Annotated in this window: 21 protein-coding genes; 1 reads left to right on the forward strand and 20 read right to left on the reverse strand. The window is 64.6% G+C overall.

Going from position 1 to position 22,153, the window contains the following annotated elements:
- Nucleotides 1-8 precede the first annotated feature (8 nt).
- From CAP37_RS14000 to CAP37_RS14010, 3 genes are all read right to left on the reverse strand, one after another.
- Complete coding sequence (locus tag CAP37_RS14000) at nucleotides 9-410, reverse strand: Zn-ribbon domain-containing OB-fold protein (protein WP_034694630.1); 402 nt, start codon at nucleotides 408-410, stop codon at nucleotides 9-11.
- Between the two features lie 5 nt (nucleotides 411-415).
- On the reverse strand, nucleotides 416-1,585 hold the full coding sequence (locus CAP37_RS14005) for an acetyl-CoA acetyltransferase (RefSeq protein ID WP_056278147.1): 1,170 nt from the start codon (nucleotides 1,583-1,585) through the stop codon (nucleotides 416-418).
- Nucleotides 1,586-1,707: 122 nt separating this feature from the next.
- Nucleotides 1,708-2,190 carry a MaoC family dehydratase gene (locus tag CAP37_RS14010; RefSeq protein WP_056278151.1) on the reverse strand — a complete coding sequence of 161 codons (483 nt, stop codon included), beginning with the start codon at nucleotides 2,188-2,190 and terminating at the stop codon, nucleotides 1,708-1,710.
- Between the two features lie 130 nt (nucleotides 2,191-2,320).
- Here CAP37_RS14010 and CAP37_RS14015 point away from each other — a divergent pair, with 130 nt between their 5' ends.
- Complete coding sequence (locus tag CAP37_RS14015; protein WP_056278154.1) at nucleotides 2,321-3,130, forward strand: SDR family NAD(P)-dependent oxidoreductase; 810 nt, start codon at nucleotides 2,321-2,323, stop codon at nucleotides 3,128-3,130.
- A gap of 8 nt (nucleotides 3,131-3,138) precedes the next feature.
- Here the strand turns inward: CAP37_RS14015 and CAP37_RS14020 are convergent, their stop codons facing one another.
- From CAP37_RS14020 to CAP37_RS14100, 17 genes are all read right to left on the reverse strand, one after another.
- On the reverse strand, nucleotides 3,139-4,653 hold the full coding sequence (locus CAP37_RS14020) for an AMP-binding protein (RefSeq protein ID WP_056278157.1): 1,515 nt from the start codon (nucleotides 4,651-4,653) through the stop codon (nucleotides 3,139-3,141).
- 14 nt (nucleotides 4,654-4,667) lie between these two features.
- Nucleotides 4,668-5,534, reverse strand: a complete 867-nt coding sequence (locus CAP37_RS14025; protein WP_086124707.1) for an alpha/beta fold hydrolase — start codon at nucleotides 5,532-5,534, stop codon at nucleotides 4,668-4,670.
- Nucleotides 5,531-6,226, reverse strand: coding sequence for a transglutaminase family protein (locus tag CAP37_RS14030; RefSeq protein ID WP_235501454.1), 696 nt, complete (start codon nucleotides 6,224-6,226; stop codon nucleotides 5,531-5,533). The genes CAP37_RS14025 and CAP37_RS14030 overlap by 4 nt, the downstream gene beginning before the upstream one ends.
- A 13-nt stretch (nucleotides 6,227-6,239) precedes the next feature.
- Nucleotides 6,240-7,121, reverse strand: a complete 882-nt coding sequence (locus CAP37_RS14035; protein WP_056278584.1) for an SDR family oxidoreductase — start codon at nucleotides 7,119-7,121, stop codon at nucleotides 6,240-6,242.
- 24 nt (nucleotides 7,122-7,145) lie between these two features.
- Nucleotides 7,146-7,580: a PaaI family thioesterase gene (locus CAP37_RS14040; RefSeq protein WP_056278166.1), complete on the reverse strand. Its 435-nt coding sequence runs from the start codon at nucleotides 7,578-7,580 to the stop codon at nucleotides 7,146-7,148.
- The gene (locus tag CAP37_RS14045) at nucleotides 7,577-8,053 is read right to left on the reverse strand and encodes a PaaI family thioesterase (protein WP_056278169.1); all 477 of its coding nucleotides are present in this window, start codon (nucleotides 8,051-8,053) and stop codon (nucleotides 7,577-7,579) included. Before CAP37_RS14045 ends, CAP37_RS14040 begins: the two co-directional genes overlap by 4 nt.
- Nucleotides 8,050-9,111: an MBL fold metallo-hydrolase gene (locus CAP37_RS14050; RefSeq protein WP_056278172.1), complete on the reverse strand. Its 1,062-nt coding sequence runs from the start codon at nucleotides 9,109-9,111 to the stop codon at nucleotides 8,050-8,052. Before CAP37_RS14050 ends, CAP37_RS14045 begins: the two co-directional genes overlap by 4 nt.
- Nucleotides 9,112-9,113: 2 nt before the next feature.
- Entirely contained in the window at nucleotides 9,114-10,259 is a 1,146-nt protein-coding gene (locus CAP37_RS14055; protein WP_056278176.1) for an acyl-CoA dehydrogenase family protein, read from the reverse strand.
- Nucleotides 10,256-12,280, reverse strand: a complete 2,025-nt coding sequence (locus CAP37_RS14060; protein WP_056278178.1) for a biotin carboxylase N-terminal domain-containing protein — start codon at nucleotides 12,278-12,280, stop codon at nucleotides 10,256-10,258. Before CAP37_RS14060 ends, CAP37_RS14055 begins: the two co-directional genes overlap by 4 nt.
- 25 nt (nucleotides 12,281-12,305) lie before the next feature.
- A complete protein-coding gene (locus tag CAP37_RS14065; protein WP_069047281.1) occupies nucleotides 12,306-13,103 on the reverse strand; it encodes a crotonase/enoyl-CoA hydratase family protein in 798 nt (265 codons plus the stop codon).
- A 10-nt stretch (nucleotides 13,104-13,113) separates the two neighbouring features.
- Nucleotides 13,114-14,709, reverse strand: a complete 1,596-nt coding sequence (locus CAP37_RS14070) for an acyl-CoA carboxylase subunit beta (RefSeq protein ID WP_086124708.1) — start codon at nucleotides 14,707-14,709, stop codon at nucleotides 13,114-13,116.
- Nucleotides 14,710-14,791: 82 nt separating this feature from the next.
- Complete coding sequence (locus tag CAP37_RS14075; protein ID WP_256926969.1) at nucleotides 14,792-15,217, reverse strand: SDR family oxidoreductase; 426 nt, start codon at nucleotides 15,215-15,217, stop codon at nucleotides 14,792-14,794.
- A gap of 109 nt (nucleotides 15,218-15,326) precedes the next feature.
- Nucleotides 15,327-16,316 carry a hydroxymethylglutaryl-CoA lyase gene (locus tag CAP37_RS14080; RefSeq protein WP_069047283.1) on the reverse strand — a complete coding sequence of 330 codons (990 nt, stop codon included), beginning with the start codon at nucleotides 16,314-16,316 and terminating at the stop codon, nucleotides 15,327-15,329.
- 18 nt (nucleotides 16,317-16,334) lie between these two features.
- Nucleotides 16,335-18,332 carry a biotin carboxylase N-terminal domain-containing protein gene (locus CAP37_RS14085; protein ID WP_056278193.1) on the reverse strand — a complete coding sequence of 666 codons (1,998 nt, stop codon included), beginning with the start codon at nucleotides 18,330-18,332 and terminating at the stop codon, nucleotides 16,335-16,337.
- Between the two features lie 66 nt (nucleotides 18,333-18,398).
- Nucleotides 18,399-20,006: a carboxyl transferase domain-containing protein gene (locus tag CAP37_RS14090; RefSeq protein ID WP_056278196.1), complete on the reverse strand. Its 1,608-nt coding sequence runs from the start codon at nucleotides 20,004-20,006 to the stop codon at nucleotides 18,399-18,401.
- Nucleotides 20,007-20,046: 40 nt separating this feature from the next.
- Nucleotides 20,047-20,835, reverse strand: coding sequence for an enoyl-CoA hydratase/isomerase family protein (locus CAP37_RS14095; RefSeq protein WP_056278198.1), 789 nt, complete (start codon nucleotides 20,833-20,835; stop codon nucleotides 20,047-20,049).
- Nucleotides 20,832-21,998 carry an acyl-CoA dehydrogenase family protein gene (locus CAP37_RS14100; protein ID WP_056278202.1) on the reverse strand — a complete coding sequence of 389 codons (1,167 nt, stop codon included), beginning with the start codon at nucleotides 21,996-21,998 and terminating at the stop codon, nucleotides 20,832-20,834. Before CAP37_RS14100 ends, CAP37_RS14095 begins: the two co-directional genes overlap by 4 nt.
- Between the last annotated feature and the right edge of the window lie 155 nt (nucleotides 21,999-22,153).

The raw sequence follows: 22,153 nt of genomic DNA on the forward strand, positions 1-22,153 counted from the left end.
CCTCGGCGCTACAACAGCCGGAACTTCGGCAGCGTGACCTCGTCGGTCACGTCGTCGTACTGCACCGTCACACGCTGGCCGATGCGCACCGCCTCCACATCGTCGGTGACGATGTTGGTCATCATGCGCGCGCCCTCGTCGAGGTCGATCACCGCCACCACGTAGGGGGTGTCGGCCTTGAAGGCCGGACCGGCCGGCCGGCGCGCGATGGTGTAGCTGTAAATGGTGCCGGTGCCGCGCGCATCGACCCATTCGACGGCGTCGGAATGGCAGTGCGGGCACAGGACGCGCGGATAGAAATGGTGCTTGCCACAGTCATGGCAGCGCTTGAGTGTCAGGCGATGTTGTTTCAGGGCGTCCCAATAGGAGCGGCTCTCGCCATCGATGACGGGCAGGGGTTTGTCGTACATGGTGTTCACCGGGTGGAGAGAATGCAAGTGGCACCGCTGGAGAGCGTGCCGCCGGTGCCGTGGACCAGCGCGGTCACGGCGTCCTGGATCTGGCGCGGGCCGCATTCACCGCGCAACTGGCGCACCGCCTCGATCAGCAGGAAGATGCCGTACATGCCGGGGTGTGCGTAAGACAGACCGCCGCCGTTGGTGTTAAGCGGGAATACACCGCCCGGCGCGGTGCGCTGGTTGGCGACAAAGGCTCCACCCTCGCCACGCTTGCAAAAGCCCAGCGCTTCGAGCGTCAGCAGCACGGTGATGGTGAACGAGTCATAGACCTCAACCACGTCAATGGCGTCATGCCGGATGCCCGCCATGGCAAAGGCGTCCCGACCGGCCACTTCGGCGGCCGTCAGGCGCGCTAGGTCGGGCATGGCGGCGATGGTCCAGTGGGTGTGTGATTCGCCGTAACCGCGCACGAACACCGGCTTGCGACCGAGCGCCTTGGCGTGCTCGGCGGTGGTCATGACCAACGCGCCACCACCGTCGGTGACCAGACAGATATCGAGCAGGTGCAGCGGGTCGGAGATCATCGTGCTCTGGAGCACATCCTCGATCGACAGCGGCTCGCGCATGGTGGCCGCCGGATTGAGCGCCGCCCACTTGCGCGTGGCCACCGCGATCTCGGCCAGGTTCTCGGAGGTGGTGCCATATTCGTGCATGTGGCGCTTGGCCGCCATCGCATAGCCGCCCACCGGCGTGGGCATGCCCCAAGGCGTCTCGTACTGCATGGTCAGCACCGCCGGGCGCCCGGCGAGGTTGCGGCTCATCTCGCTCTTCTGCAGGCTACCGTAAGTGATCAGCGCCACCTCGCAGCGGCCAGCCTCGATGGCGGTGGCGGCATGCGCCACATGCGCCTCGAAGGCCGAGCCGCCGATGTTGGTGCCGTCGACGAAGCGCGGCGTAATCCCCAGGTACTCCGACAGCGTCACGGTCGGCAACTGGCCCGGACCGGGCACCCCCCACATGCCGGCGGTCAGCAACCCATCGACTTCGTGCATGGCGATGCCGGCGTCCTTCAAGGCGTCGCGGGCGACCAGCGCCTGGGCCTGCAGGACCGACATGGGCGCAAGGACCTTGCCGTCCTTCAGTGGCAGGTCGGCAACGCCGACGATCACAGCTTCTCGTTTTGTCATAGTTGGAAGTTTCCTAGTGTTGAATATCCCGGTCCACCCGGTCTGTACTGTTGATCCGGCCCTTTGACGTCGCGAGTCGTAGACGGGCTGCCACAGGCAAACGACTCACGAAAGTTCAAAATTCATGGAGCCGGAGCAGCAGGCAAAAAAGTAATGGTTTCAGTGAAGTCGGCAATGGTCTCGCCACGCTGATTGATCACCAAATGTTGCAACTCCATCAGGGTGTAGCCGCGCGAGGTCGTGGGGAGCAACCGGGCCTCCCCTTCGACATGAATGGTGTCGCCCGGAAACAGCGCACCGCGCAGGCGCGCCTGTACGCCGGTCATACCGCCGAACGGGCCGACTTCGTGGCCTTTGAGCGTGCCCTTGATGATGCCCGCCACGTAAGTCGCCAGCAGCCCCATGCCTAGCGAGATGACCATCGGGCCGGGCGCAAAGCGGCTGCGATGCGATCCGGTCATGTTCTCCCGGATGTACTCCATGTCGATGAAAAATGGTTCATGCAAGCCGACCACATTGACGAAGGTGACGATGTCGGTTTCGCTGATGGTGCGCCGGTGCGTCTTGAAATGATGCGACTTGGCACTGTCGGTCAGCTTGGTCATTTTGAAGTCCGGTGATGGATGGGGGGTGGTGATGGATGAAAGTGGTCCTCTGCGGGCAATCCCTCGATCGGCCTGTCCCGCTGTTTTGACAAAGTCGGGTTTTTATGTATCCAGCGCCGGAGAACAGCGGATGAACCCAGCACCCTTGACTGGCGGTCCACTTCAGGGCCAGATCGCCCTCGTCACCGGTGCCACGGCCTTCATCGGTCGTGCCATAGCGCTGGAGTTGGCGCGGCGCGGCGCGCACGTGGTCGTCAACGGCCGCAATCCCGAAGCCGGGCAGGCGGTGATCAACGAGATCGCTGCGAACGGCTACAGCGCCACGTTTGAACAAGCCGACCTGACCAATAGCGATGCGGTTCATGCCATGGTGGATCGAGTTGCCGAGCGCCACGGTCGCCTTGACATCCTGGTGGCCAGCGGCGCAGATGCCAGTGCCGACTTGCCGTTCTTTCGCCTTTTCAAGGAAATGCGCGACGGCGGCTTCGACAACTACATCCGCGCCCACTGGCTCACCCGCGTGTATGCGATCCAGGCGGCCGCCCGCGTCATGGCACTGCACGGTCGCGGCAAGATCGTCGCGGTGGGTACCGCCGCGGGCCGCGTGGCCACGGTCGGCGAATCTTTCATTGGCGGTGCCACAGGCGGCATGATGCAAATGTGCCGCGTGCTGGCACGTGAACAGGGGCGCGACGGCATTCGCGTCAACGCGGTGGCGATGAGCTACATCTGGGATGCCGAGCCGCGCTGGGGTCCGGGCTCGCCAGCGCTCGAAGACGGCCATGGTGCGGGCATGATCGAGAACCCGCGCAAGCGCATGCTGTTTCCAGTGCATTGCCAGAACATCGCCAACTCGGCGGCGTTCTTGGCCGGACCGGAGTCCGATGCCATCACCGGCCAGACGCTCAGCGTCAACGGCGGTTTGAGCACACCGGGCTGACATGGCCATCAGGCGCCACCGTGCGCGGCCTTGACGGCCGCGCGGTCAATGCTATCGGCACCGCCCAAGGGGAGTGCCGATACAAACACCACGTGCTTGGGTTTTTTGTAGCGTGCGATGCGACCGCCCACAAACTCGATCAACTCCTCGGCACTCAGCGTGCACCCCGCCTTCAGCACGCAGACAGCCTTGACCGCCTCGCCCCACTGAACGTCCGGCACACCGAGGACCACCACCTGCGCCAGCGCCGGGTGCTCCATAATGACCCGCTCGACTTCAGCCGGATAAACGTTCTCGCCCCCCGGCTTGATCAACTCCTTGGCCGGTGAACGCCCGCTGTACCAGAGGTAGCCCTCGGCATCGACGCGCCCCATGTCGCCCGTGTGGTGCCAGCCGTTGCGCAGCGTGAAGGCGTTGTCTGCTTCACAGCGCCAGTAGCCCTGGAACACCATCGGCCCCCGCACCACAATTTCGCCGGTGGCGCCTGTGGGCAACGGGCGGTCCAGTTCGTCCACCACCGCGACCATGTTCAGCGCGGTGGGACGCCCGGCGCTGCCGGGGCGCTCGTCAAATGGCGCCAGGCTGACCGAGCCCGAGGTCTCGGTCTGGCCGTAGGCACTCCAGAAGGTCGCCTGGGGACAGGTGGTGCGCAAGCGCGCGATGGTCTCGGGCACATCGATCCCCGACACCACGCGCAACCTGGCCAGTGAAGAGCCTTGGGCGGCTGCGGCGTCCAGCAGGGCACCCAGCATCGGTGGAAAGGTGCCGATCAGGCTGCCCCCGTCCTCGTCGATATGTTTGACCAGACTGGGCGGATCGAAACGTGTCAACAGCAGCGTCGCCCCGCCCGCCTGCTGCGTGGCCAGCATGAAGCCGATGGCGGCCACGTGAAACAGCGGCAAAACGCCCAGATTGACGTCCGTCGGCGTCAGGTGCCAGGCCAGTTGCGTCTGCAGGCTGGCGGCAATCAGGCCGCGGTGCGAGAGCAGCGCGCCGCGCGGCCGACCGCCCACGGCGGCGGTGTGGATGATGAGCAAACCGCTGTCGTCGGCCAGACCGGGCAGATCCGCCGCCTGCGTATCGCACTCCCGATACAGCTCACTGACGGGTTGCCATGGCGCTGGCGCGGCGCCCAGCGTGTAGCGCAGCGTGTCGTCCAAACCGCGCTGCGGCAGCAGGGCCTGGAATTCATCGGCCACGATCAGCACCCGCGGTGCCACGTCCTCGATGACATAGGCGACCTCCTCGGCCGACAGCCGCCAGTTGATCGGCACCACGATCGCGCCCAACTGGGCTGCGGCGCCGAACAGATCGACGTATTCCAGGCAGTTGGGGGCCAGTATCGCCAGCCGGTCACCCTGGCCCACGCCTGCGTCCGCCAGACCGGCTGCCAGGCGCGCTGTGCGCCCGGCGTACTGGGCGTGCGTGATCCGCTGATTGCCGAACACCAGAGCGGTGTTCGATCCGTACAACCGCGCGTTGCGGTTGATGAGATCGTGCAGCGTAAAAGATCGCAAACTCATTTCAGGCTCCTGGTTCAGATTTCACCCGACGGGGACTGTGTCGACGGCATCACTTCGTGCAGAAACGCCGCCACGCTGGCGGCGAAGGCGTCGTTGGCATCACCAGCGATCATGTGACCAGCACCCTTCAGATCGATAAAACGCGCCCGCGGCAGGGTTTGCACCAGGGCGCGCGCATCTTCTTCGCTGATGACGTCGCTGCGCTGGCCGCGCAGCAGCAAAGTGGGCGCCTGCAGGCCGCGCAAAGCGCGCTCGTAGCCGTCCGCATCGCGCCGGTGGTTGTGGTTGGCCTCGCTCATCAGTTGCGGGTCCCAATGCCAATTCCAGAGACCTTGCGCATTCATGCGCAGGTTTTTCTTCAGCCCCTCAACCGGTCCTTCCATGGGTCGGCCCCGGTAGGCGGCGATATGCTGGGCGGCCTCTTCAAGTGACGCAAAACCATCGGGCCGAGCCCGCATGAAGCGCACGATGCGCTCGACACCGACTTCTTCCATGCGCGGCGCAATGTCCACCAGCACCAGCGCGTTGATCGGCGGCGCATCGGCGCGGCCCACGGTGGCCATGCTGATGAGGCCACCCAGCGAGGCACCGACCACCGCCAGCGGTGTGCCCAGTTCGCGCCAGATGCAGCACATGGTGTCGGCCAGCGTCTCGATGCGGTAATCGCCATCCTTGGCCCAGGCGCTGTCGCCGTGGCCCGGCAAGTCCAGCGCCACGGTGTACCAACCCGCATCGCCCAGCACCTTTGCCGCCTTGCCCCATGCATGGCGGGTTTGCCCGCCACCGTGCAGCAGCAACACCGTGGGCGCGCCGACTGGGCCATAGACGTCGGCCACCAGAGAGCCACCGGCAAAGCCGGGAAATTCCCGGCGCGTCGTCATGATGACGGCCCCACTTCCTGGGCGAAGTCGGCCCCGCTGTCCGCGGTCTGTCCCCAGTCGGCGAAGGTTTTGTAATGTGCGCGCCAAGAGGCCAGCAGTTCATCGCGCGGCAAGTCGGCGTAAGTGCCGTGGTCGTGCACATACTCCATGTGCCTGCGGCCGCTGACATCGAATTCATGAAAGACCGAATCGGCGCGGCCATCGAATTCCAGTGGATGGATACCGGCCTTCTCGCACAAGGAGCGGTTGAAGGCGGGCGTGGCCTTGAGCCACTGCCCGTCAACCCACAGCTCGGTGTAACCGTGAAAGACGAACAGATCGGTGCCCATCATGTCTTGCAGGCGCTTGCTGCTCAGGTGGTTGCGAACGTCGGCATAGCCCAGCCGTGCCGGCACGCCCAGGACGCGGGCTGCCGCTGCCAGCAGCGCCGCCTTGGGCACGCAAAAGCCACGCCCGGCCTCGATCACGCGACTGCCCTTCAAACCCTCGACCGTGGTGTCAAAGCAGTAGGGGTCGTAGAGAAACTCGTCACGCACGGCGTAATAGAGCTTGACTGCGATCTCGCGCGGCGCCATGGCAGGGTCGGCCACCCGGTGCGCGAACGCGATCACCGCCGAGTGATCGCTGTCCACGTAGCGGCCGGGCGCGAGATAAGCCGACGGATCGTTCGAAGGGGTGATTGGGGTTTGCATAGTCACTTCCATGTCATTGATCCTTGACGCTCAGGCACTTTGGCGGTTCGGCCAGCGCAAAGCCATTGAAGGGTTTGGATCGATCATGAGCCTGCAATTTCCAGGTCGGTCGGGCATTGGGCACGCCACCATCGACCCGAATGCAAGAACCCGTGATGAAAGCCGCCGCCTCGCACAGCAAAAACACAATCGCCGCCGAAATCTCGGCCTCGGTGCCATAACGTTGCAGCGGCACCTTGGTCTTCAGGCTGCGCAGTTCGGCCTGCATCTCGGGGCTGTAGGTATCAAAGCCGCTGCTGGCAATCCAGCCCGGTGCCACGGCGTTGACACGCACGCCGGCGCAGGCCCATTCGCAAGCCGCCGTCTCGGTGAACGACAGCATGCCGGCACGCGCCGCACCGCTGTGCGCCATGGTCGGCATGCCGCCCCAGATGTCGGCGATGATGTTGACAATGGCGCCGCCATGGAACTCCATGGACTGGTTGAAGGCTTCGCGCGCCACCAGGAAGCCGCCGGTGAGGTTGCTGCGCACCACCGCATCCCAGCCCTTCAGGCTGATGTCCTTGACCGGCTGCGGGTACTGGCCACCCGCGTTGTTGACGAGACCATCGATCTTGCCGTGCTGTGCGATCACGTCGGCGATCATGGCCTTGACGCCCGCCTCGTCGCGAATGTCGCAAGCGTGGATACTGGCCCGGCCGCCGGCCTGCGTGATTTCAGCTTGCACAGCTTCCAGCTTCTCGACGCGGCGACCGACAAGCGCGACGCTGGCCCCTAGGTTGGCCAGTTCGTGCGCGGTGCAGCGGCCAATGCCACTGCCACCACCGGTGACGATAACGGTTTGACCAACAAACAGGCCAGGGCGGAACACGGAACGGTAGGTAGATTGAGACATGATGGACATTTCCTTTCTGCACCCTCAGGCTCGCAGCATGAAATTGCCGTGGCCAAGGGCGATGGGCTTATCGGGGCTGGATTGCCATGCCTGGATGCGCAGGTTCGCCACACGCTGGCCCAGCTTGACCATCACGACGTTGGCATAGGTGTCCTGCGGACGGCCCGAGCGCAGGTAATCAATGTTGAAATCGATGGTCTTGGGCAAGTCCCGGCTGTCCATGTGCCACAGCAGGTAGAACAATCCGGCGCATTCCAGAAACCCTCCGGTGGCACCGCCATGCAGAGCCGGCAGCATGGGGTTGCCTATCAGTTTTTCCTGGAAAGGCAAGACGCAGGTGAACTCCTCGCCCTTGACATCAATGCGCAGGTCCAGAAAACGCGCAAAGGGCACCGCCTGGATCACTTCGCTCCAGTCACCCTGGGCGCGCGCATGGTCAATTTGTTCGGTCCATTTCATCGTGGCACATCCTCGTTGCGCAATACCGGTCGCCCGGAAGTAAACATGTAAATGCCGACTGCGGTGGCTATTGGGTCGTCCAACGTGTCGTGGTAAGCGGCGCCACGGACGAACGCCAGTTCTGCAGTCAACTTGTAGCAAACGGCTCCCCCCAGAATCGCCCGCCCGGGCGTCGCGGGCTTGAGGTAGTCGATGCGCAAGTCCAGCGTGGCCATCGGCCGTATCTCCGGCAGCTTGACGAAAATCGCGAATCCGAGCGCGGCGTCGAGCAGCGCAGTGATGACTCCGCCATGCAAAACCCTGGTCTGCGGATCGCCCACCAGTGCTTCCTGGTACTCGACTTTGAGCACGCACCAGTCGGTGTGCACCGCGTGCGGCAGGAAGCCCAGTTCGCGGTTATACGGCGACACATGGGCGAACTTTTGCCATCGCTTGGCGATTTCTTCTTCTTTGATGATGTGTGTTTCTGTCATCTCGACATGTCTCCAGACAAGGTGAGGGTGGGCTCTTCGCTGGCCGCCGTCACCGGATACCAGCGGGTCGCGGCTGGCGTTTCTTCATGGCGCACATGGCCGGCACGCTGCAGCCACAGCAGGTGCGCCAGGGTTTCGCCCATGGCCAGGTAAGCATGCAGCGGGTCGCTCTGCGCGCCATAAACGGCGTAGCCGAGTTCGGTGGCATTCATGCCCCCCTCGCCCAGACGCGCCAAGAACTTGCGCAGTGCCCTCTGGTGGTGCGCCACCAGTCCATGCGCGCGCTCGACCCCGGCGTGGTAGACGCCGTGGTGGGCTGGCAAGACGTACTCGATGTCCAGTCCCGCAATGGTGCGCAGGCTATCCAGGTAACGTGGCAGCGGATCGGTTTCGCCATAGGGCCAGACACCAATGTTGGGTGTGATGCGCTCGAGCAACTGGTCGCCCGTGAGCAGCAATTTCAGCTTGGGCTCGTACAAGCAGATTTGGGCAATGCTGTGTCCACCAAGCACCAGCACGTCGAAAGCATGATCGCCGATGTGCAAGGTCTGGCCGGCTTCGAGCGGCTCGACGCGAGTCGGCACGGCACAGGCCATATTGCTTTGCAACACCCCGCCCACCACCTGATGCGCATCTTCCGGCGCCACCCCATGGCGGCACATGAAGTCGATACAGTAAGCGCGGTCATCGATGCTGACCACGTGCGTCTGCCGCGCCACCGCCACCTCCTCCTCGCGCATCAGGATCGGAGCCCCGGTGCGCTCGTGCAGCCACACCGCCAGCCCGAGGTGGTCGGGGTGGTGGTGCGAGACGATGATGCGCGTCAAGCCAGCCGCCAGCGGGCCTTCCAATGCGCGCAGCCACAAGGCCCGCGCCGCCTCGCAATCGGCACCCGTGTCGAATAGGCACCAACCCTCGCTGTCGCGAATCAGGTAGATGTTGACGTGGTCGATGCCATAGTCCACCGGCAGCGTGAACATCAGGATGCCGGGCAGGACCTCCTTCAGAGGCAGCTCGACCAACCCGTCAATGACTGAAGTAGCTCGAGAGGTGCTCATGTTCACAACCGTTTCGCCACTTCTTCGAGCATGACCTCGGTGGCACCGCCACCGATAGCTTGGACGCGTGCGTCGCGCACCATACGCTCGATCGCGGCCTCGCGCATGTAGCCGAAGCCGCCGTGGAACTGCTGGCAGTCATAGACCACATCGTTGACCAGCTCGCCGCACAGCGCCTTGACCATCGACACCTCCTTGACGCAGTCGCGCCCCTGCGCGTCCAGCCAGGCCGCGTGGTAAACCAACTGGCGGGCCGCCGCCACCTGCGCTGCCCGCATGGCCATGCGCTGGCGAATCGCCTGCTTGTCCCACAGCGTGGCGCCGAAGGCCTTGCGCTCGCGCACATAGGCCAGCGTCAGCTCGATCGCGCGTGCGGCCTCGCCCATCACCTGCGCACCTAGCACCATGCGCTCGTTCTGGAAGTTGCGCATGATCTGGTAGAAGCCCTTGTTCTCTTCGCCCAGCAGGTTGGCGGACGGCACGCGGCAGTCCTCGAACACCAGCTCGGCGGTGTCGCTGCACAGCCAGCCGCTCTTGTTGAGCGCACGCCCGACCCGAAAACCCGGGGTGCCCTTCTCGACGATGAAGATCGAGATACCGCGCGAACCCTTGGCGCTCGGATCGGTCTTGGCGGCGACAAAGTACACGTCGCCATGCACGCCGTTGGTGATGAACATCTTGCTTCCGTTGATGACCCAGTGCTCACCGTCGCGCACCGCGCGTGTGCGGATGCCGGCCACGTCGGAGCCGGCATCGGGCTCGGTGACCGCCACAGCGCAGATCTTCTCGCCACCGATGATGGGCGGCAGGTAGCGTGCGAGCTGCTCTGGCGTGCCAAAGTTGGCCAGGTGCGGCGAGGCCATGTCGGTGTGCACCATCACCGTCACGGCGAAGCCGCCGTAAGTGGAACGGCCGAGTTCTTCGGCCAGGATGGCGCTGTACACGGTGTCGAGTTTCGAGCCGCCGTACTTTTCGTCGTAGCGTATGCCCAGATAGCCCAGTTCGCCCATCTTGCGCAGCAGCGCGCGCGGCACCATGCCCTGATCTTCCCAGAGCGCGGCGTGCGGCACTACTTCCTGCTCGACAAAGCGGCGCAGGTTGTCCCGGAACTGCCGGTGTTGCTCGTCAAAATAAATCGGCTCGTTCATTGCTTTTCCTCGGATTCGATTGTTTCCATGATCGCCAGCACATCACCACCGCGCACCGCGTCGCCGACGCGGCAACGCAGCTCGGCCACACGTCCCGGCGCTACCGCGCTCAGCGTATGCACCATCTTCATAGCTTCCATCTGCACCAGCGTGTCGCCCGCGTTCACACTCATGCCTACACTGACCTGCACCTGCGTCACCAGACCGGGCATGGGGGCGAGCAGGAGATTGCCGCCCAGCTCATCGGCACCCGCCGCGCCCTTGAGTGCGCGCTGCCAGCGATCGAGCCGGCGCCAGGCCCACGTGCCGCTCAGGCCAGAGAGCCACACGCGTTCGCCTTGCTTGGCGTGCTGCTCCACCGCCACCGTGAAGCGAACCGTCAGGCCGTCGCACTGCAACGCCAGGGTGTCGCCGACCAATACCGCCGCCAGGGTCAACTCCCGATCGCCGACGCACACACGCCAGCTGTCACCCTGCGGCGAGACGCTGACTTCATGCACGCAGCGCTGCTCGTCTTCGAGCAGCACCTGTGTGCTGCCAGTGCCACTCCCAGCGCCGGCCGCGCGCCAGGCCCCGAGCGACTGCCAGGCCGAGCGCCCGGCCGTCGCCTGTTTGATCAGCACGCCGTGCACGGCGGCAGCCGCGATGGCCAGCCCATCGTCCGTGCGCGGCTGCCAGCCTGTGGGAAAGGCGCGTTCGATGTAATGTGTGGTGAGTACTTGCGCGAAGTGGTCATGGCGCAGCAGATCGGCCAGAAAACCGAGGTTGCTGTGCACGCCGAGCAGCACCGTGTCGTCCAATGCCGTGGCGAGCCGCCGTGCGGCGGTCGGCCGGTCGTCGGCATGGGCAATTACCTTGGCCAGCATGGAGTCGTAATAAGGCGTAACGTGACTGCCGTTGCGCATGCCGCTGTCGACCCGAACGCCCTCGCCGCGCGGCTCGCGGTAGTCGATCAGGGCGCCGATCTCGGGCGCGAAACCCGCCGCCGGATTCTCCGCGCAGACACGCGCCTCGATCGCGCAGCCGCGCTGCGTCAGGTCCGGCTGGGCGAAGCCGAGCGGCTCACCAGTGGCCACCCGCAGCTGCCATTCGACCAAATCGATACCGACCGTCAACTCGGTCACCGGGTGCTCGACCTGCAGCCGGGTGTTCATTTCCAGGAAGAAGGTGTCGCCGCTGCGGCTGTCGTGGATGAACTCGATGGTGCCGGTGCTGTCGTAGCCGATGGCGTGCCCGATCGTCAGCGCGTGCGAAAACAGGGCCTCGCGCACGGCGGGAGGCAGGTGTGGCGCGGGCGCTTCCTCAATCACTTTCTGGTGGTTGCGCTGGATCGAACATTCGCGCTCGAACAAATGGACCAGATGCCCGTGCTTGTCGCCCAGCAACTGCACTTCGAGGTGGCGTGGCTCGTCGAGGTAGCGTTCCAGCAGCACGCGGTCGTCGCCGAACGAAGCCTTCGCTTCGCGTCGCACGGTATCCAGCGCGGCCGAGAAGTCAGCCGCGCTGCGCACCACCCGCATGCCCTTGCCGCCGCCGCCGGCCGAGGCCTTGATCAGCACCGGGTAGCCGATGCCCCCGGCCGCCGCCTGCAAGACCGCAGAGTCCTGGTCGTCGGCGTGGTAGCCCGGCACCACCGGCACGCCGGCTCCGAGCGCGATGCGCTTGGATTCGATCTTCGAGCCCATGCGCCGAATCGCTTCGCGCGAGGGGCCCACAAAAATGAGCCCGACGGCTTCGCAGGCGTCAATCAGGGCCAGGCTTTCCGACAAAAAGCCGTAGCCCGGATGGATGGCCTGCGCACCGGCGGCACGCGCCGCGGCCACGATGGCAGCGGCATCAAGGTAGCTGCGCGCGGCCTCCGGCGCTCCGATGCGCACGGCCGTATCGCACAGGGCCACGTGCAGCGCCTCGCGGTCGGCGTCGGAATAGACCGCCACCGTGCGCAAGCCCATGCGGCGCGCGGTGCGGGCGATGCGGCAGGCGATCTCCCCGCGATTGGCAATCAGGAGGGTGTTAAACATCAGTCGCACGCCTTCATGCCAACACTCAGACCTGCCGCCACACCGGCAGCCGCTTGCCAAAAAAGGCTGCAATGCCGTCGCGCCCTTCTTCGGTTTCCCAGGCGTCGGCCAGCTTGTCAGCGGTGTAGATCATGTTGGTGGGCAGATCGTGCGCCTGCACATAGGCCACCAGCTTCTTGGTGGCCGCCACCGCGCCGGGCGCGCACTGCAGCAGGTCGGCGAGTTCGCGTTCAATGGCCGCGTCGAGCTGATCGGCCGCCACCACTTCTGAGAGCAGGCCCAGGCGCTGCGCCTCTGCCGCGCTCATGCGGCGCGCCGTCAGAAAGGTGCGCCGGGCGTTGGCTTCACCCATGCGCGCCACAACGTAGGGCGCGATGTTGGCCGGCAGCAGGCCCAGGCGCACCTCGGTCAGCGAGTAGATGCCGGTATCGACCGCGATCGTGATGTCACAGACAGAGATCATGCCGACGCCGCCGCCATACGCGGGGCCATTGATGCGGCCAATGACGGGCATAGGCAGCTCGTTCAGGGCGCGCAGCATGAGCGCCAGATCGCCGCTTTCGCCCACGCGCTCGGTCCGGCTCTTTTTCATGTTGTCCTGCATCCAGCCCAGGTCACCACCGGCGCAAAAGGTCTTGCCGGTGCCGGTGAGCACCACCGCGCGCACGCCCGGCGCTACGGCCAGCCAATCGACGGCACGGCGCAACTCGCTGATCAGGGTGGCGTTGAGCGCGTTATGAGTGTCGGGGCGGTTGAGCGTGAGGCGGGCCACGCCGCGCGCGTCGACGACCAGTTGCAGGGTCTCGTAGGTGGGGGTGTTCATAGAGGTTCTCTTACATGCGGTAAACAGGGGTTGCCGTACTCGGCAACGCACGGCGCGCCGCCAGCGCCAGCGCCAGGCCCAGCACGTCGCGCGAGGCCGAGGGTTCGATCAGACCGTCGTCCCACAGCCGGGAGGTGGCGTAATAGGGATCGCTCTGGCGCGCGTACTGCTCGCGTACCTTGCGTTCGATATCCAGCAGCCGCGCCTCATCAGCCGGGCCGCGCAGGTTAGAGCGCGCCAGCTCGACCATCACGTTGCTGGCAATGTCGGCGCTCATCGTGGCAACTCTGGCACTGGGCCAGGCGAACAGGAATTCGGGCTCAAAGCCGCGGCCGCACATGCCGTAGTTGCCGGCGCCATAAGAGCCGCCAACCACCAACGTGAGCTTGGGCACGCGCGCGCAAGCCATGGCATACACCATCTTGGCGCTGTGCTTGGCAATACCGCCACGCTCGGCCTCGGTGCCAACCATGAAGCCGGGGATGTTCTGCAAAAACAGCAGCGGTACTCCGCGCTGGTTGGCCAGTTCGATGAAATGCGCGCCCTTCAGGGCCGACTCGGACAGCAGCGCGCCGTTGTTGGCGAGGATGGCGACCGGCTGGCCGTGGATCGCGCCAAAGCCGGTCACCAGCGTATCTCCCCACAACGGTTTGAACTCGTGGAAAGCGCTGCCGTCGAGCAGCCGCGCAATGATTTCGCGCGCGTCGTAGGGCTGTTTGGGGTCGACCGGTACGAGGCCATCGAGCTCAACCGGGTCGTAACGTGGTGCGCTGGGCGGCAGCGGCGGCACCATGGGCGGCTCGGGCGGCAGGCTGGCGACGATCTGACGCAGCATGGCCAGCGCCTGATGCTCGTCCTCGGCCAGGTGGTCGCTGACACCGGAGACACGGCTGTGCATCTCCGCGCCGCCCAGGGTTTCGCCGTCTACCACTTCGTTGATCGCGATCTTGACGATGGACGGGCCACCCAGATGAATGCGTGCGTTACCGCGCACCATCACCACTTCGTCCGACAGCGCGGGAATGTAGGCGCCGCCCGCGGTGCAACCGCCGAACACGGCCGAGAGCTGCGGCAGGCCAGCCTGCGACATGCGGCACTGGCGGTGGAAGCTGTTGCCGAAGTGGTCCTTGTCGGGAAACACGCGGTCCTGCTCCGGCAAAAAGGCGCCGCCGCAATCCACCAGGTACAGGCAAGGCAGGCGCAGGCGCTGGGCAATCTCCTGCGCCCGTATGTGTTTTTTAACGGTTTCATGGAAGAACGAGCCGCCCTTGACGGTGGCATCGTTGGCAATGAACATGCAGGGCCGCCCGGCCACCATCCCGACGCCGGTGACGATGCCCGCACCCGGCACCTCGTTGCCATACTGATCCCAGGCCGCCAGCGGCGAGAGTTCCAGGAAGGCGCTACCGTCATCGACGATGAAGTCGATGCGCTCGCGCACCAGCAGCTTGCCGCGCTCGCGGTGGCGCTGGATGTGCGCGTCGCGCCCGCCGGTGGCCACCTCGGCCAGGCGTGCGCGCAGAAGAGCGATCTGGCCCGCGTGGTGTGCAAGGTTGTCGCGGAAGCTCGGACCTTGCACATCGACCAGCGTTTGAATCACGGACATCCTGTTTCGTCCTTTGAAGCGCGGTCAGACCGCGGCGTAGCCACCATCGACCACCAACTCGGCACCCATGACGGTGGACGACTCATCGGAGGCCCCGGAACAGCACCACCGCCGACACTTCCTGATGCTGCACCGCCCGCCCAATTGGAGTGGTGCCGAGCAGCGATTTGTGATCGGCCGGATCGCTCAACAAGTCCTTGGTCATCGGCGTCTCGATGGCGCCAAGGTGAACCGAATTGACACGAATATTGAAAGGGGCGAGATAGGGCGCGCTGGCCATACTGAACAGCCGTACCTCGCCCTTGGAAGCCCCATAGGCACAGGGTGCGCCTAACGGCCGTAGATAGACAGGATGTTGATGATCGAGCCACCACCTGCCTACTTCATCGTCGGCACCCCCGTCCGCGTGCCGAAAAAGGGGTAGCGCACGTTGACGTTGAACATGCGGTCCCACTCCGCCGCGCTGGCGAACGCCCGCCGCGACGGTTTCGCCAATCCCGGCGTTCATGTCCGCGACAGGCAGCTCGCAGTGGACCTGGCCCATGCCCATCGCACTGCCCGTCACAAGAATGACCTTGTCCTGTACTCGACCAATGACCTTCTCCTTGTCATGTGATTCAGCGCACCGCCCCACAAATCTCTTGCATTCGCTGGCCGGCGCGAAATCCCTTGAGCGAGCCGCTGTGCATCACATGGCCCGACAGGGTGCGGCCGATGACGCGTTCGGCCAGAAGGGACGCCTCGATCAGCGCCTCTAAATCGATGCCGGTCTCGATGCCCAGTTCCTGGCACATGAACACCATGTCTTCGGTGCAGATATTGCCGGCCGCGCCACCGTGCGTGTGACCCGCGAACGGACAGCCGCCCAGACCGGCGACCGAACTGTCGAACAGCCGCACGCCCATTTGCAAGGCGGCATAAACGTTGGCACCGCCGACGCCGCGCGTGTCGTGCAGGTGCAGGCCGATCTGAGCCTCCGGCAGGATCGCGCGCACCGCGCCGACGCGGCGCTTGATCTCCTCGGGATTTGCCCAGCCCATGGTGTCGGCCAAGTAGACCGCCGGCAGCGGCACACGCCGGTCGGCGCAGGCATCGACCAGCCAGCGGACCTGATCGGTGAGGACCGACAGCGGCACGGCGCCACCGAGATTGCAGCCAAAGGCCGTGATCACGTAGGCCTTTTCCACCGGAATGCCCAGGGCGATGTAGCGGTCCAGCCAGCCGAGCTGGCGTTCACGCATCTCGGCCACGCTGCAATTGTTGTTGCGCTGCGAAAACGGCTCGGTTGTGTAGAACATCAGCTTGCCGTCCAGATCCACCTGTTCACAGGCGCGCGCCCGCTCGAAGCCGTTGTCGTTGAGCCAAAGCGCCGTGTAGCGGGTACCAGGGCGCTTGATGATGGCGGCGAACAATTCGGACGTGTCGGCCATCTGCGGCACCGCGCGCGCACTGACAAAGGACGCAACCTGGATCTGCCTCAGACCCGAGAGGCTCAAGGCATCAATCAGCGCGGCGCGGTCCGCCAGCGGATAGGTTTTTGGCTCCATCTGGAAGCCCTCGCGCGGTCCCTCCTCATGGAACTCGACGGAGGTAGGCAAGTTGCTCATCGCTTGTACCTCCTTCGATCAAGCCGGGCTGACTTCGGCCAGCACTTGGTGGCGCTCAACCATGTCGCCGACCCGGCAGCGCAGGCTGCTCAGGCTGCCTTCGAATGGCGCCATGACGTGCAGCTCCATCTTCATCGATTCGAGCACGATCACGGTCTGGCCGATGGAAACCTTCTCACCGACCGCCGACTTGACCGCCACCACCTTGCCCATCATTGGCGCGCCCAATTGACCGCTGGCGGCAGCGTCACCGGCGCCCCCCCCCAGATAGGGTCGTGCCGTGAACAAGCTGCTGCCCAACGCGCTGGCGAGCTCGGCCTGCCACGCGTCGCCCCGGATCGTCAGTTCCAGCGCCCGCCCACCACATTGCAGCAGGAAGCGTCCGCCCGCGAGCGGCTGCAGCGTAGCGCGCACCTTTTGCTCGCCAATGACCAGCGCACTGCTGCCCTGGTCATCGCGCATCGAAAACCGCACGGGCCATTCCGCCGCGCCCGCCTTCAACACAAGGACCGGCTGGGGTGCGGCCTGAATCGGCCCACTGCTCAGGCGCCAGCCCGTGAAACCGTCCCAGAGGGTCCAGCAGCCCAGCGCGGACGACTCGGCACGCCGTTGCGCCAGCCAGTGCAGCGCGGCAGCAGCCAGATGCTCAAGAGGCGGCGCGGCGGGAGCCACCACGCCGCGCTGCGCGTGGCGCTCGTCGATCAGGCGGGTGTGAAATGTGGCATCGCGGGTCTCCGGCCATTCCAGCAGTTCATGCAGAAATTCCAGGTTGGTGACCAGGCCGATCACCGTGCTTTCGCGCAATCCGGCCACCAGCGCCCGGCGCGCCGACTCGCGGTCGGGCCCGTGCGCGATGAGCTTGGCGATCATCGAGTCGTAGTGCGGCGAGATTTCGTCGCCACTGTCTACCCCGGACTCGACGCGCACGCCCGCGCGCGAAAAATCGACCACCTGCAACCGCCCGGTAGCCGGCAAAAATCCCGCAGCGGCGTCTTCAGCGCACAGCCTGGCCTCGAAGGCGTGACCGGTGCACCGCACGTCGGCTTGCGCCAGCGGCAGGCTGTCCGTGTCGGCAATGCGCAGTTGCAGTTCGACCAGATCGAGGCCGGTGACTTCTTCGGTCACCGGGTGTTCGACCTGCAAGCGAGGATTGACCTCCAGGAAATAATATTCTTCACCCGTGACGACAAACTCAACCGTGCCCAGGCCGCGGTAATTCACGCCAGAGGCCAGCTTGACCGCATCGGCCAGGATAGCTTCACGCAGACGCGGGCTCAGACCGCTTGACGGCGCTTCTTCGATCACTTTTTGATGGCGTCGCTGCAAGGTGCACTCGCGCTCGAACAGGTGAATGGCGTGGCCCTGGCCGTCACCGGCCACCTGCACCTCCAGGTGGCGCACATGCGGCAGGTAGCGCTCGACGATCAGTTCGCCGTTGCCGAAGGCTTTTTCGGCCTCACGCATGGCACTCTCGATGCGCGACTCCAGCCCCTCCAGCGTCTCGACCACCGCCATGCCACGGCCACCGCCACCAGCCACGGCCTTGAGCAGCACGGGCAGCTTCATACCGCGCACCAGATTCAACACCTCGGCTGGGTCGGTCATGCCGCTTTCGCTGCCGGGAATGACCGGCACGCCGAGACGGGCTGCCTCGCGCTTGGCACTGGCTTTGCCGCCGACGCGCTCGATGGTGTCGGCCCGGGGTCCAATGAAGGTCAAGCCAGCCGCATCCAGTGCGCGCACAAAGGCCGGATTTTCCGAGACAAAACCGTAGCCCGGATGAACGGCGTCGGCGCCCACACGCCGGGCCGCCGCGATGATGGCATCGATGTTCAGATAACTCTCGCTGGGCGCTGCACCCCCGAGTTCGACCGATTCACCGATCTCACGCACATGGCGGGCAAACCGGTCGGCACTGGAGTGCACGGTGGCCACTTCCAGGCCGAGCTTGCGGCAGGTGCGGGCAATGCGGCAGGCGATCTCGCCGCGGTTGGCAATGAGGACTTTCTTAAGCATGCCCAACTCCTGCGGCGAAGTGGGTCATCAAGACGGTGTGGATGCGTTGCATGGCTGGCGTCCTGGTTAAAAACGGAAGACACCGAACGGCGTCGGTTTGGCGGCAGTCCGGGATGCGAGGTCGAGCAGCAGTCCCATGGCGTCGCGTGTTTCCACCGGATCGATGATGCCGTCCACCCACAAATTCGAGGAGAAGTTCGCAGCAGGCTGGAAGTCTTCGTAAATCTTGCGTACCGGCGCCTTGAACGCCTCTTCTTCCTCGGGCGTCCACTCTTTTCCCTCGGTCTTGTTGATCTGTCTGCGCACCAGTGCCATCACCGTGGCGGCCTGATCCGGACCCATGATGGCCGCGCGGCCGGTCGGCCAAGCAAACATCGCGGTCGGGTTGAACGGGCGGCCACACATCGCCAGGTAACCTGCACCGTAAGAGGCGCCCATGATGATGGTGTACTTGGGCACGTTGGCCGAGGCCATCGCCGTGATCATCTTGGCCCCGGCTTTGGCAATGCCAGCCTGCTCGGCGGCGCGCCCGACCATGAAGCCGGTCACGTCGGCCATGAACAGCAGCGGGATGTCTCGCTGGCAGCACAGATCGATGAAGTGCGCCGCCTTCATCGCGCTTTCCGGGAACAGCACGCCCTGGTTGGCCAGGATGCCAACCTCGTGGCCATGAATGCGAGCAAAGCCGGTCAGCAGGGTGTCGCCGTACATCGGCTTGAATTCCTGGAACCGGCTGTCATCGACGAAACGCGCCAGAATCTCGCGCGTGTCGGTCGGGATTTTGGTGTCGCGGCTGATGATGCCGTAAATCTCGCGCGGATCGAAGCGCGGAGGCACCGACGGCTGACGCGTCCAGCGTGGCTTGGGCTGCTCACCCAGGTCCCGTACGATTTCACGCGTGATGGCCAGCGCGTGGCGGTCATCTTCGGCAATATGATCAGTGACACCGCTGACGCTGCAGTGCATCTTGGCGCCGCCCAGCGACTCTGCATCCACCGTCTCGCCGGTGGCGGCAAAGGTCAACTCGGGGCCACCGAGGTACATATAGCCTTGTTCCTTGACAATCACCGCCTCGTCGCACAGCGCCGGGATGTAGGCGCCACCCGCCGTGCAAGGCCCCATCACCACGGCAATCTGCTGGATACCCTCGGCCGACATGCGTACCTGGTTGTTGAAAATGCTGCCGAACTGCCCCACATCGGGAAAGATGTTGGCCATCTCAGGCAGGAAGGCGCCACCGCTGTCCACCAGCGTGATGCAGGGCAAGCGGTGTGCCCAGGCAATTTGCTGCGCCCGCACATGCTTCTTGCAGGTCATGCCGTAGTAGGTGCCACCCTTCACGGTGGCGTCGTTGGCAATGATCATGCACGGACGGCCCTGCACCAGACCGATGCCGGTGATGATGCTGGCACCCGGCGGCACGCCGTCGTACATGCCCTCGCCGGCAAGCATGCCGACCTCTAGGAAAGGCGAACCTGGATCGAGCAGCACTTCGACGCGATGGCGCGGCAGGATCTTGTTGCGCGCCAGGTGTTTTTCCCGCGCTTTCGGGGGGCCTCCGGCCAGCGCCAGTTGGCGACGGCTTTGCAGGTCCGCAATCACGGCCTGGTAGGCTTTTTGGTTGAGCCGAAATTCGTCGTCGGAAGTCGATATGCGGGAGGAAAGGATGGTCATATGTGATTGCGCCTATTCGCGAGACAAAGCATTCAGCCGCTCAGGCCTTGAACACCGGTGTACGGCGTGCCTCGAAGGCCGCCAGACCTTCGCTGACGTCGTCATCGAGCAGAGCCGCGCTGGCCAGGTCTTCCTCAAGCTGGAGACCGACCTCCGACGAACCCTCCATGCCTTGCCGTGCCAAACGTTTCATGGTGGCCATGCCGATGCGGCTGCGCGTGGCGATCTTGCTGCAATACGCCAGCGCCGCTTCACCCAACTGCTCAGGCTCGACCACATAGTTCACCAGCCCCCACTGCTCGGCGGTGGCGGCATCGATCCAGCGCGCCGAAAAGAACAGGTCCAGGCCACGGCGCAGACCCGCAATGCGTGGCATGCGCTGGCTGCCGCCCCACCCGGGAATCAGGCCGAACTGGGCATGCTGGTCGCCAAAGCGCGCGTCCTTGGCCGCAAAGATGATGTCGCAGGCCAGCATCAGTTCGCTGCCACCGGCCAGGGTCAGACCCTGGCAGGCCGCCACCACCGGCAAATCGCTGCGTTCCAGGCGCTTGAGCACGCTGTGACCATAGCTGATGAAGTGCTTGAGCCTGGCTGGATCGCCACGCAGCGACTTCACCTCATCCAGATCGGCGCCGGTGCAGAAGTGCTTGCCTTGCGCCCGGATCAGAATGGCGCGCACACCGGAGTCGGATTTCTCGAATCCGTCGATGGCGGCCTCGATGGCCGCATGAACGGACATCGACAGGCAATTGAATTTTTCGGGGCGGGCTAACTCGATAATTCCAACGGCGCCGGCACGGCTGATCTCCACTGGGGATGTCTGAATCATTTCTTGCTCTCCTTGGCGTACTGCACGGCGGCGCGTCCCACGCGCTCGCGGGCAACGATCAGCTTCATGATTTGCGCCGTTCCGTCGCCGATTTCCAGGCCCATCACGTCGCGCAGGCGCTGCTGGTGAGGCAGGTCCATCGACCAGCCATAGTGCCCAAAGGTCAGCAGGCACTGGTGAATCGCGTCAAAAGCGGTCTTGGGGCCCATCCACTTGACCATGGCCGCTTCCGCGGTGTGCGGCTGACCGGCATCGCGCAGGGCCAGGCCGTGGTAGCAGAGCTGGCGGCAAGCGGCGATCAGGGTCTCGAACTCGACAAGGGGAAAGCTCACGCCCTGGTACTGCGCCAGCGGCGCGCCAAAGGTCTGGCGTTCCTTCACGTATTCCCAGGCTTCGTCGATCGAGGCCTGCGCGGCGGCCACGCACTGCAGCGCGATCAGGATGCGGCTGAAGTCAAAGCCCTGCATCACCTGCGTGAAGCCTTTGCCCTCCTCGCCCAGCCGGTTCTCGACCGGCACCCGCACATCGTCGAAAAACACCGAACCACGGCCGATGATCTTGCTACCAACATCGTTGAAGCGCGTGCGTTGCACGCCGGGCTGATTCAGATCGACCAGGAAGGCGCTGATGCCTCGTGCGACATCCTCGGGCTTTCCGGTGCGTGCGAACAACACCATGGCATCGGCCTGGTCGGCAAAAGTGATGGAGGTTTTCTCGCCGGAAAGCACGTACTCGTCGCCCACGCGACGCGCCTTGAGTTGCAGATTGGCGGCATCCGAGCCGCCCCGTGGTTCGGTCAGACCCAGCGCGACGATGGCCTCGCCCGCCACGATCCGGCTGTTCCAGGTGCGCGCCAGCTCGGGGGACGCATTGGCATGGATGATGGCGCCCATCAGCGAACTGAGCAGCTGCATGTAGCTGACGTTGAAGTCACCATAGGCAATTTCCTCGGTGATCATGCCGGCCGTGACGCCACTGAGGCCCAAGCCGCCATATTCCTCGGGCAGATCAACACCGATCAGACCGAGCGAACCCATTTCCTTGAACAAGGCCCGGTCGATGCCAGGTTGCGATTCGCGCTTCTGGTAATCGGGCCTGAGCTTCTCTCGTGCAAAGCGGCGCGCCACGTCACGCAGCGCAATCTGGTCATCGTCGAACATCATGGGTAAATCTCCTGACTGACTGTTGTCGAAATCGCCGCCTGCATCACACCGTCAATCCGGACGAAGAATTTGAGGTGCTCGCCAATTGCATGGCTGGTCGTTGTCGCATGATATCATCGAACAGGTGTTAGTTAGATTTTTAAAGAGGCGTTCCC

Origin of the sequence: Hydrogenophaga sp. IBVHS1, assembly GCF_002127265.1 — a bacterium.
Classification (GTDB): domain Bacteria; phylum Pseudomonadota; class Gammaproteobacteria; order Burkholderiales; family Burkholderiaceae_C; genus Hydrogenophaga.